Origin of the sequence: Dyella thailandensis (genome assembly GCF_050749815.1) — a bacterium.
Taxonomy (GTDB): domain Bacteria; phylum Pseudomonadota; class Gammaproteobacteria; order Xanthomonadales; family Rhodanobacteraceae; genus Dyella_A.
In genome coordinates this window covers 1,494,383-1,506,950 of the sequence record NZ_CP192735.1, presented here as the reverse complement: position 1 = coordinate 1,506,950, position 12,568 = coordinate 1,494,383, and the positions used below count along the sequence as shown (strand labels likewise).

At 68.3% G+C, this 12,568-nt stretch carries 12 protein-coding genes and 1 pseudogene; 8 read left to right on the top strand and 5 right to left on the bottom strand.

What is annotated here, in order from left to right; genetic code table 11:
- The first annotated feature begins 6 nt into the window (after nucleotides 1-6).
- Together ACQVBX_RS06945 and ACQVBX_RS06940 are read left to right on the top strand one after the other, a co-directional pair.
- A pseudogene (locus tag ACQVBX_RS06945) lies at nucleotides 7-803 on the top strand (CoA pyrophosphatase).
- The gene (locus ACQVBX_RS06940; RefSeq protein ID WP_431637398.1) at nucleotides 800-1,648 is read left to right on the top strand and encodes a sulfurtransferase; all 849 of its coding nucleotides are present in this window, start codon (nucleotides 800-802) and stop codon (nucleotides 1,646-1,648) included. Before ACQVBX_RS06945 ends, ACQVBX_RS06940 begins: the two are co-directional and overlap by 4 nt.
- An 18-nt stretch (nucleotides 1,649-1,666) precedes the next feature.
- Here ACQVBX_RS06940 and ACQVBX_RS06935 read toward each other — a convergent pair whose 3' ends face one another.
- The 4 genes from ACQVBX_RS06935 to uvrA all read right to left on the bottom strand — a co-directional run bounded on the left by ACQVBX_RS06935 (nucleotide 1,667) and on the right by uvrA (nucleotide 7,419).
- Nucleotides 1,667-2,419, bottom strand: a complete 753-nt coding sequence (locus ACQVBX_RS06935; protein WP_431637396.1) for an enoyl-CoA hydratase/isomerase family protein — start codon at nucleotides 2,417-2,419, stop codon at nucleotides 1,667-1,669.
- 22 nt (nucleotides 2,420-2,441) lie between these two features.
- A complete protein-coding gene (locus tag ACQVBX_RS06930) occupies nucleotides 2,442-3,863 on the bottom strand; it encodes a DUF4139 domain-containing protein (protein WP_431637395.1) in 1,422 nt (473 codons plus the stop codon).
- Between the two features lie 104 nt (nucleotides 3,864-3,967).
- On the bottom strand, nucleotides 3,968-4,363 hold the full coding sequence (locus ACQVBX_RS06925) for an acyl-CoA thioesterase (RefSeq protein WP_431638131.1): 396 nt from the start codon (nucleotides 4,361-4,363) through the stop codon (nucleotides 3,968-3,970).
- Between the two features lie 116 nt (nucleotides 4,364-4,479).
- Nucleotides 4,480-7,419 (bottom strand): excinuclease ABC subunit UvrA, encoded by a 2,940-nt coding sequence (uvrA, locus tag ACQVBX_RS06920; RefSeq protein WP_431637394.1) that lies wholly within the window; start codon nucleotides 7,417-7,419, stop codon nucleotides 4,480-4,482.
- A 167-nt stretch (nucleotides 7,420-7,586) separates the two neighbouring features.
- On the opposite strand from uvrA, the gene ACQVBX_RS06915 reads away from it, so the two are divergent.
- The 6 genes from ACQVBX_RS06915 to ACQVBX_RS06890 all read left to right on the top strand — a co-directional run bounded on the left by ACQVBX_RS06915 (nucleotide 7,587) and on the right by ACQVBX_RS06890 (nucleotide 12,004).
- Entirely contained in the window at nucleotides 7,587-8,120 is a 534-nt protein-coding gene (locus ACQVBX_RS06915) for a DUF2059 domain-containing protein (protein ID WP_431637392.1), read from the top strand.
- A gap of 134 nt (nucleotides 8,121-8,254) precedes the next feature.
- Nucleotides 8,255-8,569, top strand: a complete 315-nt coding sequence (gene rplU / locus ACQVBX_RS06910; RefSeq protein WP_431637391.1) for a 50S ribosomal protein L21 — start codon at nucleotides 8,255-8,257, stop codon at nucleotides 8,567-8,569.
- 19 nt (nucleotides 8,570-8,588) lie between these two features.
- Nucleotides 8,589-8,846 (top strand): 50S ribosomal protein L27, encoded by a 258-nt coding sequence (rpmA, locus tag ACQVBX_RS06905; RefSeq protein ID WP_431637389.1) that lies wholly within the window; start codon nucleotides 8,589-8,591, stop codon nucleotides 8,844-8,846.
- Nucleotides 8,847-8,994: 148 nt separating this feature from the next.
- The gene (gene cgtA, locus ACQVBX_RS06900; RefSeq protein ID WP_431637387.1) at nucleotides 8,995-10,077 is read left to right on the top strand and encodes an Obg family GTPase CgtA; all 1,083 of its coding nucleotides are present in this window, start codon (nucleotides 8,995-8,997) and stop codon (nucleotides 10,075-10,077) included.
- A 146-nt stretch (nucleotides 10,078-10,223) separates the two neighbouring features.
- Nucleotides 10,224-11,270 carry a N(4)-(beta-N-acetylglucosaminyl)-L-asparaginase gene (locus ACQVBX_RS06895; protein WP_431637386.1) on the top strand — a complete coding sequence of 349 codons (1,047 nt, stop codon included), beginning with the start codon at nucleotides 10,224-10,226 and terminating at the stop codon, nucleotides 11,268-11,270.
- Complete coding sequence (locus tag ACQVBX_RS06890; protein ID WP_431638130.1) at nucleotides 11,267-12,004, top strand: copper homeostasis protein CutC; 738 nt, start codon at nucleotides 11,267-11,269, stop codon at nucleotides 12,002-12,004. The genes ACQVBX_RS06895 and ACQVBX_RS06890 overlap by 4 nt, the downstream gene beginning before the upstream one ends.
- 71 nt (nucleotides 12,005-12,075) lie before the next feature.
- Here ACQVBX_RS06890 and rpsT read toward each other — a convergent pair whose 3' ends face one another.
- Nucleotides 12,076-12,339 carry a 30S ribosomal protein S20 gene (gene rpsT / locus ACQVBX_RS06885; RefSeq protein WP_017460878.1) on the bottom strand — a complete coding sequence of 88 codons (264 nt, stop codon included), beginning with the start codon at nucleotides 12,337-12,339 and terminating at the stop codon, nucleotides 12,076-12,078.
- Nucleotides 12,340-12,568 lie beyond the last annotated feature (229 nt).

Below are 12,568 nucleotides of genomic sequence, written 5' to 3'. Positions count from 1 at the left end.
CCGGTCATGTCGACCGATCCCCGCGCTTCCTTTTCCGACGCACCACTGACGCCCTGCATCGGCTTGTGCCGGCTCGATGGGCGCGGCTATTGCCTGGGCTGCCAGCGGTCGATGGGTGAGATTGCGCGCTGGGGCACCATGTCCGATACCGAGCGGCTCTACCTGATGCGCGTGGTGTTGCCGACCCGCAAGGGGTCGTGATGGAGCGCATCTGGCACGCGCTGGAGCCCGCCCTGCTGCCATTGGCCACGCCGCCGCAGCCGCCGGGTTGGAACCACGCGCCGATGAGCGAGTTGCTGGGCACCGCCGAGCGGCGCCCGGCGGCCGTACTGGTGGGCGTGCGCGAAGGCGTCGACCCCCGCGTGCTGCTCACGGTGCGCACGGCGCACCTGCCGTCGCATGCGGGGCAGGTGGCGTTCCCCGGTGGCGGCAGCGACCCCGCCGACCGCGACGCGATCGCCACCGCCTTGCGCGAAAGCGAGGAAGAAATCGGGCTGGATCCAGGCCTGGTGTCGCCGCTGGGCTTCCTCGACATGTTCGAGACGATCAGCGGCTACTGCGTCACGCCGGTGGTGGCGCGGGTCGCCGAGCACGCCACGGTGGTGCCGGCGCCGGACGAAGTGGCCGAGGTGTTCGAGGTGCCGCTGGCGTTTTTCCTGGAGCCGGGCAACCTGCGCCGCTACACCATGGAGTTCCGTGGCCACCAGCGACCGATGGTGGAGTTCGTGCATGGCGGGCATCGCATCTGGGGCGCCACCGCGGCGATGATGCTCAACCTGCTGCAGAGGATGGGACGCGCATGAAAACCACGCTGATTTCCGCCGCCGAGCTGGCTGCGTTGCCAGCCGGTGACGTGCTGATCGTCGATTGCCGCGTCGATCTTGCCGACCCGGACAAAGGCGAGCGCGACTGGCGCAGCGGGCATATCCCCGGGGCGGTCTACGCGCAGCTCGACCGCGACCTGTCCGATCTCTCGCGCCAGCATCTGGGCCTGGGCCGGCATCCGCTGCCGCTGGAGACGGATTTCGCGGCCGTGCTGGGTCGCTGGGGCTGGCATCCCGGCTTGCAGGTGGTGGCGTATGACGCTGCCGGTGGTGCCCTGGCCGCTGCGCGCCTGTGGTGGCTGATGCGGTTGGTCGGCGAGCGTGCGGTGGCGGTGCTCGATGGCGGTATCGGCGCGTGGGTCGCCGCCGGCCTGCCGTTAGAAACGTCGGTGCCCGAACGCGTGCCCACCACGGTAACGATCTACTACGACCCCGCGCAGCTCATCGTCGAGCATGCCGCTGTCACGACGAGTCCGCAGCAACTGCTGATCGATGCGCGCGCCGCGGCGCGCTATCGCGGCGACACCGAACCGCTGGATCGTGTCGGCGGGCACGTTCCCGGTGCGCGTAACCGCCCGTTCGCGGAGAACCTCGCCGCCGATGGGCACTTCAAGTCGCCCGGCGATCTGCGGCAGGATTTCCTGGCGGTGCTGCAGACGTACGCGCCGTCGCAGGTCGTGCACTCCTGTGGCTCCGGCGTCACCGCGTGCCATAACCTGCTGGCGATGGAAGTGGCGGGCTTGAATGGATCGCGGCTGTACGCGCCGTCGTGGAGCGGCTGGGTCAGCGATCCATCGCGGCCGGTGGCTACCGGGGCGGACTGAGCGCCCGGCCGGCTCGACTCACTTCTTGCGCAGCCGGTCGACCAGGCTCTGCAGCACCGTCTGCGTCTGCGGATGGAAGAAGCCATCGACGAAGGCATCCAGCGGCAAAGCATCCACGTCGGCATACGCCTCGGTAAGGTCGGCACGGGCTAGCGCGCGGGTGGCGAGCATCGCGTGCGAAGGCAACGCCAGCAGTTCGCGCAGCCAGTGCAGTGCCCGAATGCCTACCTGCTCGACGCCGGTGAGCTCGTCCACCATGCTGCAGGCCAGAGCCTGTGAGGATTCGATCATCGCACCGGCGACGAGCAGCCGCTCCGCGCGGTAGGTACCTACCACGCGGCGCAGTGCGAGCTGGATGCAGTCGGGCACGCTCAGGCCCACCTGCACCTCGTTGAGGCCGATCTTGAACGGTCCTTCGGCCATGATGCGGTAGTCGCAGAACAGCGACAGCACCGCGCCGCCGGCCGGGCTGTGCCCGGTGATCGCGGCGACGACGGGGATCGGCGAACGCGCCAGCGCGGCGCAGACGGCGAAGAACTCGCGCCAGAACGCGCGCACCTCGCTGCGCTCGCGCCCCATCAGCGCCGGCACGTCGACGCCAGCGGAGAACATGCCGGGCGCACCTGACAGCACGATGCCGCGGGCGCCGGCCGCGGGGGCCTCCTCGACCGCCGCGCGCAGTTGCTGCAGCAAGGAGAGATTGAGTGCGTTGACCGGGGGGCGGGCCAGCTGGAGTTCGACGATGGCGTCGTGGTGGATGCGATTGAGCATGGTCGTTCTCTGGTAGGCGGGCTTATTGCGGCTGGTCGTCGGCGGTCCAGGTGTAGCGCACGGCGTAGTCGAGCGTCGCGCTGCCGTGTGCCGGCACCTTCACCGCAAAGCCCAGCGTGTCGGCAGTGCTGACGGTGGGTTTGAGGCTGGAGGAGGCCAGCGTCCAGCTGCGCCAGCGCGCCGGGTGTTCGCGCACGGTGATCGTGCGGGCGCTGTCGCCGGCGTTGCTGAAGATGAGGCGGAACGCCTCGTCCATGGTGCGGCCCTCGCGATCGACATGAAACGCGGTGCGCTCGCGCTTGGCGCGCAGGTCGAACACGTTGCCGAGCGTGAGCTTGACCTCGGCGTCCTTCGGGGTGTCTTCGATGCGACTCTCGCCGATCACCTGTGCTGCGCCGCGGTCATCGCGCGCCAATACGCGCAGGTAGCCGGCCGGCAGGCTGTCGAAGGCGCGGAAGGTGAGCGTGCCGACCACGTTGGTGGGCCCGTCGACCATGATCGACGGTTGCGTCATGGGCTGCGGAGGCTGGTAGCCGCCGCCGGTTTCGTACAGCGCCGTGCGCTCGCAGGCGATGCTCTTGGGCGCGTACAGCGGCAGCAGGCTGACGGTGCCGTCCGGCAGGTCGACCGGCTCGGGCAGGCGATAGCTGCGGTAATCGCCGACGGTCGACTGCTGCGGCAGGTCGGCGGCCTTGCCGCGGAAGGCCATCGCCATCATTGGGGCCGCGGCGGGCTTGTCCAGACGCGGCTCGCCGGCGATCAGCGTGAGCTGGGCGTCGCGCCAGTCGCTGCCGCTGCGGTTGGCGACACTGGCGCGCGACTGCAACGCGATGCGGCAGCCGCTGCCATCGGCAAGGGTGCCGATATACGACGCGCGCCAGCCCAGTCCACCGGTCACGTAGCTGAGCTGCGCCGCGGCCGCCCCGGCGCGCGGCGCATCCACGCGCAGGTCGAGCCGGGTGCCGCCATCGACATCGCCGGTTGCGCGCACGGCCACGTAGTCGTGCACGAGCACCGTGTTGTCTCCCTGTTGAATCTGCAGTACATCGCCGGCCGAGCGCAGCATGCCGCTGAGGATCACGTCGCCCTGGTTGCCGAGCACGTCGACCTTGCGTCCGACCAGATCACTCACCCGCGCCACCCCGCCTTGGGCGAGCTGCAGTCGCTGCGACACCACGGTGGTCTTTGCGTCGTCGAACTGGAGTGAGAGTGCTTCGGGGTCGAGGTAGAGCGGCAGGCCGGCGAGGTGCGCATCGTGCACGCCGGCGACGAGGTTCAGCGAGCGAGGCTCGCGCACCATCGCGTAGCCCGTCTGCGCATGGCTGCCGTCGTTGGCGAACAGCGAGGCATCGTCACTGCGGTAGATCGTGATGTCGCTGCGGTCGGCCGCAGCGGCACCGGTGGCGAGCGTGAGCAGGAAGAGGGCGAGGGGCGTCTTGCGCACGGGCGAGCTCCTTGTCGTGTGGGTCCGGCGATCTTACCGGCACCGCATGAAGCGCAGGCATCGATCGAACCGGCGGCGTGACCCCGTCACGCCTCGCCGTGCGTTCAAGCGTCGACGGCGGCCGAATCGCGGATCGCCTGCGGCAACGGCACCGGCTTGCCGGTCGCGGGATTCATCCATACCAGCACCACCTGCCCATCGCAGTAGAGCTGCTCGGTATGCTCGGCATCGACGATGCGATGGGCGAGGGTTATCGAGCTGTTGCCCAGGCGCTCGCAGAACAGCTCCACGGCCAGGTGGCCCGGCCAGGCGATGGGCTGGCGGTAGTTGAGGTTGCTGGCCGCCAGCACCGGCATCGACGACTCGTCGAACCACGGGCCGGGCACGTGGCGCAGCCACTGCAGCCGTGCCTCTTCGAGGTAGGTGAGATAGGTGGAATTGTTGACGTGGTTGAAGGCGTCCAGGTCACGCCAGCGCACGTCCAGATGGGCCACGAACAGCGGCCTGGGTTCTGCCTGCTCGCCCGGCGGCGAGTTGTCGAGTTCGGTCGCCGGAGCGGCGTCGGCGGTCTTGGAGGCGCGCGTCTTGCGCGCCGGTTTCGGGGTGTCCTGCGAGCTCACGAACGCTTCTTCCTGGGCATGGGGCGGTGCTTGTCGGCCGAGGCAATGTGCTTGGTGGCGGCCTTGGTGCGCTTGGGGGCGTCGGCGCGCTTGGCCTTGGTGGCCTGGGTCGATTTCAACTGCGGCGCAAGGAAGCGGCCGGTGTGCGAGCCCGGGGTTGCGGCCACCGTTTCCGGCGTGCCCGACACCAGGATGCGCCCGCCGCCCGAGCCGCCCTCGGGGCCGAGGTCGACGATCCAGTCGGCGGTCTTGATCACGTCGAGGTTGTGCTCGATCACCACCACCGTGTTGCCCTGGTCGACCAGCTGGTGCAGCACGTCGAGCAGCTGCTCGATGTCGTGGAAGTGCAGTCCGGTGGTGGGTTCGTCGAGGATGTACAGCGTGCGGCCGGTGTCGCGCTTGCTGAGTTCCTTGGACAGCTTCACACGCTGCGCCTCGCCGCCGGAGAGCGTGGTCGCACTCTGGCCGAGCTTGATGTAGTCCAGGCCCACGGCGCGCAGCGTATCGAGCTTGCGGGCGATGGTGGGCACGTTCTCGAACAGCTTGAGCGCGTCCTCCACCGTCATGTCCAGCACGTCGGCGATGGTGTGGCCCTTGTAGAGGATGTCCAGCGTTTCGCGGTTGTAGCGCTTGCCGTGGCAGACGTCGCAGGGCACGTAGACGTCGGGCAGGAAGTGCATCTCCACCTTGATCATGCCGTCGCCTTCGCAGGCCTCGCAGCGGCCGCCGCGCACGTTGAAGCTGAAGCGGCCCGCGGTGTAGCCGCGCGAGCGCGCCTCCGGCACCTGCGCGAACATCTCGCGCAGCGGAGTGAACAGGCCGGTGTAGGTGGCTGGGTTGGAGCGCGGCGTGCGGCCGATCGGCGACTGGTCGATGTCGACCACCTTGTCGAACAGGTCCATGCCGGACGCCGATGCGTACGGTGCCGGCTGCGTACCTGCGCCGTTCAATTCCATCGCGGCGAGGCGGAACAGCGTGTCGTTGACCAGGGTCGACTTGCCCGAGCCGGACACGCCGGTGACGCAGGTGAACAGGCCGGCCGGGATCGCTAGGTCGACATTCTTCAGGTTGTTGCCGCTGGCGCCCTTCAGGTGCAGCCACGAGGCCTTGTCGATCGGCTGGCGACGCTTCTCCGGCACCTCGATGGCACGCTTGCCGGAGAGGAACTGGCCGGTGACCGAGCGGGGCGAGGCCAGCATGTCCTCCACCGTGCCCTGCGCCACGATCTCGCCGCCGTGCACGCCGGCGCCGGGCCCGATATCGAGCACGTGGTCGGCCATGCGGATGGCGTCTTCGTCGTGCTCGACCACGATCACCGTATTGCCGAGATCGCGCAGGCGGGTGAGCGTGCCGAGCAGGCGCTCGTTGTCGCGCTGGTGCAGGCCGATGGACGGCTCGTCGAGCACGTACATCACGCCGACCAGCCCGGCGCCGATCTGGCTCGCCAGGCGGATGCGCTGGGCTTCGCCGCCGGACAGCGTGTCGGCCTGGCGATCCAGCGTGAGGTAGTTCAGGCCCACGTCGTTGAGGAAGGTGAGCCGCTCGCGGATCTCCTTGACGATCTTCGCCGCAATCTCGCCGCGCCAGCCGGTGAGCGTGAGCGTCTCAAAGAACGCCAGCGTGTCGTCGATCGATCGATGGGTGAGCGACGGCAACGCGTGGTCGGCCACGAACACATGCCGCGCCGAGCGGTTCAGTCGCTGGCCTTCGCAGGCGGGGCAGGGCTGGTCGCTGATGTACTTGGACAGCTCCTCGCGCACCGCGGCCGATTCGGTCTCCTTGTAGCGCCGCTCGAGGTTGGGAACGATGCCCTCGAACGGATGCTCGCGCGTGACCCGCCCGCCGCGCTCGGTGAGATAGCGAAACGCGATCGCCTGCTTGCCGCTGCCGAACAGCACGGCCTGCTGGGTCGCAGCGGGCAGGTTCTTCCAAGGCTCGTTGACATCGAAGCCGTAATGCGCAGCCAGCGACTGCAGCAACTGGAAGTAGTGCGGGTTGCGCCGGTCCCAGCCGCGGATCGCACCACCGGCCAGCGAAAGCTCCGGATGGCCGACCACACGGGCCGGATCGAACACCTGGGTCACACCCAGACCGTCGCAGCTGGGGCAGGCGCCGATCGGCGAGTTGAACGAGAACAGCCGCGGTTCCAGCTCCGGCAGCGAGTAGTCGCACACCGGGCAGGAGTAGCGCGAGGAGAGCATCTGGTCCGGCTGGTCGGTGTGGTCCATGTCGGCCAGGATCACCAGCCCGTCGCCGAGACGCAGCGCGGTCTCGAACGATTCGGCCAGGCGCTGCTTGATGTCTTCGCGCGGGCGGAAACGGTCGATCACCACTTCGATGGTGTGCTTCTGGCGCAGGGTGAGCGGCGGCACGGCGTCCAGGTCGTAGACCGCGCCGTCGACGCGGGCGCGCACGAAACCCTGCGCGCGCAGCTGGTCGAACACCTGCACGTGCTCGCCCTTGCGGTCGCGGATCACCGGCGCCAGCAGCATCAGGCGCTTTTCCGGATCCATCGCCAGCGTGGCGTCGACCATCTGGCTGACCGTCTGCGCTTCCAGCGGAATGCCGTGATCGGGGCAGCGTGGCGTGCCGACGCGGGCGTACAGCAGGCGCAGGTAGTCGTAGACCTCGGTGATCGTGCCCACGGTGGAGCGCGGGTTGTGCGAGGTCGATTTTTGCTCGATCGAGATCGCCGGCGACAGGCCCTCGATGTGGTCCACGTCGGGCTTTTCCATCATCGACAGGAACTGCCGCGCATACGCCGAGAGCGACTCGACGTAGCGCCGCTGACCCTCGGCGTAGATGGTGTCGAAAGCGAGCGAGGATTTGCCCGAGCCGGACAGGCCGGTGATCACGATCAGGCGATCGCGGGGCAGATCCAGGTCGATGTTTTTGAGATTGTGCGTGCGTGCGCCGCGGATGCGAATGGTGTCCATCGCGCCGTGATATGGGGGAAACGATCACTATACCAATCCCCTGTGATCGGACCGTGGCCGCCGGTGGGCAGAGGATCGCTGCGCGGCCTGGTCGCCAGCGGTTTGTCGAGAGCGCCAGCTGTGGCTAAATGCCCGCTTCGCCGCCTCACTTTTCGGAGAGAACCCGCATGAAGCCGACATCGATCCAGCGCGCCTGGCGCACGACCGCCTGCATCGCCGTCCTGGCCCTGGCCAGCGCACCCGCCTGGGCCGCGCAGGCCAGCGCGCAGCAGGTGCGCGAGCTGATGGGCGTGTTCGGGGTGAACCGGATGTTCCAGCAGATGAACGTGCAGATGGCCGGGATGATGGGCCAGCAGTTGCCCTGCGTGCCGGCCAGCTACTGGAACAATTTTCTCGACGAGAAGGGCATGGCCGAGCTGACCGAGAAGATGATCCCGATCTACCAGCGGCACTTCAGCGCCGCGGAGATCGACGGGCTGCTGAAGTTCTATCGCTCGCCGCTCGGTCGCAAGGTGGTCGCCGAGATGCCGTCCACCATGGCCGAGGGCATGCAGGTGGGCCAGCAGTGGGGGCGCGAGCGCGCCCAGGCGATGATGGAGCAGCTGCAGAAGGACGGCACCATCACCGGCGAGGGGCGCTGCCCCGCCACTGCACCGGCCCAGCCGGCGCTGGGCAAGCCATCCGGCAAGCCGTCCAAATAGGCCCTGGGGCTGCCGATTTCAGGGGCTGGTCAAGGATTGACCAACGTTCGCGGCGGTCGCTATAATCTTGAGTCCGCCAGGGGCAGTGCACCGCCCGCGGAACCCAAGAGAATAACGACAGAAGGGACATTCCCATGAGTTATGCAGTCATCAAGACCGGTGGCAAGCAGTACCGCGTGCAGCAGGGCGACGTCCTGCGCGTGGAGCTGCTGAACGCCGAAGAAGGCGCCACCGTGAGCTTCGACGAAGTTCTGCTGGTGGGCGCGGGCGAGTCGATCACCGTCGGCGCGCCGACCGTGGCCGGTGCCACCGTCAGCGCCACCGTGCGCAAGCACGGCCGCGCCGACAAGATCCGCATCATCAAGTTCCGCCGCCGCAAGCACCACAAGAAGCAGCAGGGACATCGTCAGCACTTCACCGAAGTGGAAATTACGGGCATCAACGCCTGAGCAACTGGAGCATTGAGTCATGGCACATAAAAAAGGCGTAGGTTCCAGCCGCAACGGTCGCGATTCGAACCCGAAGTATCTCGGCGTCAAGATCTACGGTGGCCAGGCCATCGAGGCCGGCAACATCATCGTGCGTCAGCGCGGTACCCAGTTCCACGCGGGTACCGGCGTCGGCCTGGGTCGCGACCACACGCTGTACGCGCTGGTCGACGGCACCGTGCAGTTCAAGGTCCGCGGCGAGAAGAACCGCCGCTTCGTCGACGTGATCCCGGCCTAAGCCGAGTCCGTCGCGATCCGCGAAGGCCCCGCTTCGGCGGGGCTTTTGCTTTTTGGAGCCGTTGCAGCGCGCCCGCTTTGGGCGGCGGGTAACGGTTCTCGCTAGACTTTTTTCGTTTCCCACCGTTCTTACGCTCCTGGACCCCGCCATGAAATTCGTCGACGAAGCAGTCATCAAAGTCCAGGCCGGCGATGGCGGCAATGGCTGCATCAGCTTCCGCCGCGAGAAATTCATCCCGTTCGGCGGCCCCGATGGCGGCGATGGCGGCTTCGGCGGCTCGGTGTGGCTGGTGGCCGACGAAGGGCTCAATACCCTGATCGATTTTCGCCACCAGCGCAGCTTCAAGGCGCAGCGCGGCCAGAACGGCATGGGCAGCCAGATGTATGGCAAGGGCGGCGACGACACCACGGTGCGCGTGCCGATCGGTACCGTGGTCACCAATGTCGACACCGACGAGATCATCGGCGACCTCACCCAGCACGGCCAGCGCCTGCTGGTGGCACAGGGCGGCAAGGGCGGGCTGGGCAACATCCATTTCAAGAGCTCGGTGAACCGGGCGCCGCGCAAGTCCACCCCGGGCACGCCCGGCGACGTGCGCGAGCTCAAGCTGGAGCTCAAGCTGCTGGCGGACGTGGGGCTGCTCGGTTTCCCCAACGCCGGCAAGTCGACCTTCATTCGTGCGGTGTCGGCGGCGACGCCCCGCGTGGCGGACTACCCGTTCACCACGCTGCATCCCAATCTCGGCGTGGTCAGCCTGGGCACTGACCAGAGCTTCGTGATCGCCGATATTCCCGGTCTGATCGAGGGAGCTGCCGACGGTGCGGGCCTGGGCATCCAGTTCCTGCGCCACGTGTCGCGCACCAGCCTGCTGCTGCATCTGGTCGACATGGCGCCGATCGACGGTTCCGACCCGGTCGAGCAGGTGCGCGCGATCGAGCAGGAGCTGGCCAAGTTCGATCCCGAACTGCTGGAGCGCCCGCGCTGGCTGGTGCTCAACAAGGCTGACGTGCTGCCCGAGGACGAGCGCCAGAAGGTGGCCGAGGACATCGTCGCCCGGCTGGGCTGGACCCAGCCGTGGTTCATGGTCTCGGCGATCGCCCGCGAGAACACTATGGCGGTGTGCCAGCAGGTGCAGCGCTTCTTCGAGTCGCAGCGCTTGGCGCGCGCGGAAGCGACGGCCGAGGATGCCGGCTTCTCCGCCGGCGACGTGCGCCAGCGCGGCGAGGCTTAAGTTCCGGCTGTCGTGCGAGGCCGGCAGCAGGCCGGCACGCCGCGCTCTGCACCGCAGATATCCAGAAGAAGACAGACGTCCCGGCGCTCGCCGCTGGCCGGGCAATCGCGCATCATGCAGCGGTTGCCTCAGCCAAAGGAGCCGCCGTGCCGTCGCGCCGCGATTTCCTCAAGACCTCGATGCTGGCTGCCGGTGCCCTGGGGCTGCCCGGGCTGGCACGCGCATCCGCCTCGCCCGAACAGGGAGCGATTCCGGCCAGGGCCGGCGCCCGCGTGGTATCGACCTGGGATTTCGGCGTGCCGGCGAACCGGGCGGCGTGGCGCCGTCTGGGTGCGGGCGGCACGGCGCTGGATGCGGTGGAAATCGGCGTGCAGGTGCCGGAGGCCGATGTGGCCAACCACAGCGTCGGCAAGGGCGGTTATCCCGATCGCGAAGGTCACGTCACGCTCGACGCCAGCATCATGGATGGCGACGGCCGTTGCGGCGCGGTGGCGTGCATCGAGCGCATCGTGCATCCGGTCCGCGTCGCCCGGCGCGTGATGGAGGCCACGCCGCACGTGTTGCTGGTTGGCGATGGCGCGCTGCAGTTCGCCCGCGAGCAGGGCTTTCACGAGGAGGACCTGCTCACGCCGGAGGCGGCAGAAGCCTGGCATGCGTGGCTCAAGGAGGCCAAGTACCAGCCGGTGCCCAACAGCGAGAACCGCGACTATCACCAAAGCCTGGGTCTGCCGGGCGGCAAGCACAATCACGACACCATCGGCATGCTGGCCGTGGATGCCCACGGTCACTTGGCGGGCGCCTGCACCACCAGCGGCATGGCCTGGAAGCTGCACGGCAGGGTCGGCGACAGTCCGCTCATCGGCGCCGGCCTGTACGTGGACGGTGAGGTCGGCGGCGCGACGTCCACCGGTGTCGGCGAGGAAGTGATCCGCAACGCCGGCAGTTTTCTGGTGGTCGAGCTGATGCGGCAAGGCCGCAGTCCGCAGGAGGCCTGCGAAGAGGCGGTGCGGCGCATCGTGAAGAAGCGGCCCGACGCCGCCAAGGAGTTGCAGGTGGGTTTCCTCGCCCTGCGCCGGGATGGTGCGGCGGGCGCCTTCGCAGTCCAGCGCGGCTTCACCTACGCCGTCTGTGACGCCGAGAGCACCGATCGCGTGTTCGCCTCGCCCAGCGTGTACACCACGAGCTTCAACTGATGGCACTGCTGGAAGTGGCGGCCAGCTCGCTGACCTCGGCCCTGGCGGCGCAGGCCGGTGGGGCGGGAAGGGTGGAGCTGTGCGGTCAGCTGGCCGATGGCGGCGTCACGCCCTCTTATGGGCTGGTGGCGACGGCGCGCGACCGTCTGCGGATTCCGCTGTACGTGCTGGTGCGTCCGCGCAGTGGTGACTTTCTGTATGACGAGGCCGAGTTCGAGCTGATGCAGCGCGACATCGAGGCGTGCGTACGGCTCGGCTGCGACGGGGTGGTGATCGGGGCGCTCGATGCCGACGCCGGCGTGGATCTCGCCGGTTGCCGGGCCCTGGTCGCCGCGGCCGGTGGGCTGGGCGTCACCTTCCACCGTGCCTTCGACGCCGCACCAGATCCGGCCCGCGCGCTGGAAGACGTGATCGCGCTGGGCTGCGAGCGGGTGCTGACCTCCGGCGGCCATCGCAGCGCGCTGGAAGGGGCCGCACACATCGCGGCCCTGGTGCAGCAGGCGGCGGGTCGCGTACGGATCATGGCGGGAGCGGGGATACGCCCGGAGAACGTGGCGGACGTGCTTGCACGCAGCCGGGCCGATGAACTGCACGCTTCGGCGCGCGGCCTGTATCGGAGCACCATGCGCTGGCGCAACGAGCGACTGGAGGACCTGGCGGTGGATCGGCAAGAGACCGATCCGGCGATTGTCGCCGCGCTGGTGGCTGCCCTGGCGGTGGCGCAGGAGGCCTGAGGCCGGAAGATCGGCAAAGAAAAAGCCGGCTTGCGCCGGCTTTCTCACCAACCCGAAAAAGCAAACTGGCCTCAGGCCAGCTCGCGGATCTTCGCGTTGAGGCGGCTCTTGTGGCGAGCGGCCTTGTTCTTGTGGATCAGGCCACGCGCGGCGTAGCGGTCCATGACCGGCTGCGCAGCGGCGAACGCCTCGACGGCGGCAGCCTTGTCCTTGGCCTCGATGGCCTTGACGACCTTCTTGAGGGCGGTACGGACCATGGAGCGGGCGCTGACGTTGCGCAGGCGGCGCTGCTCGGACTGGCGCGCGCGCTTCTTCGCGGACTTGATGTTGGCCAAGGTAAAACTCCGGAAATGCTTGGGTTGGAAAAAAGACGCGCAATTATGCGGGCAATGCGCTATGGCGTCAACCGCTTAGCTCGTGCCGGACGGTGTCCGGCGGGGCTTTTGCAGCGCCTGCTATGGGGCGACGTGCCCGCATTGTGCCACAGCCGGGGCGCCAACTCGGCCGCGCTCGCTGTCACACTACGCGCTTCGTGCCGCCCGCCGTGCCGGGCCGCCCATCTTC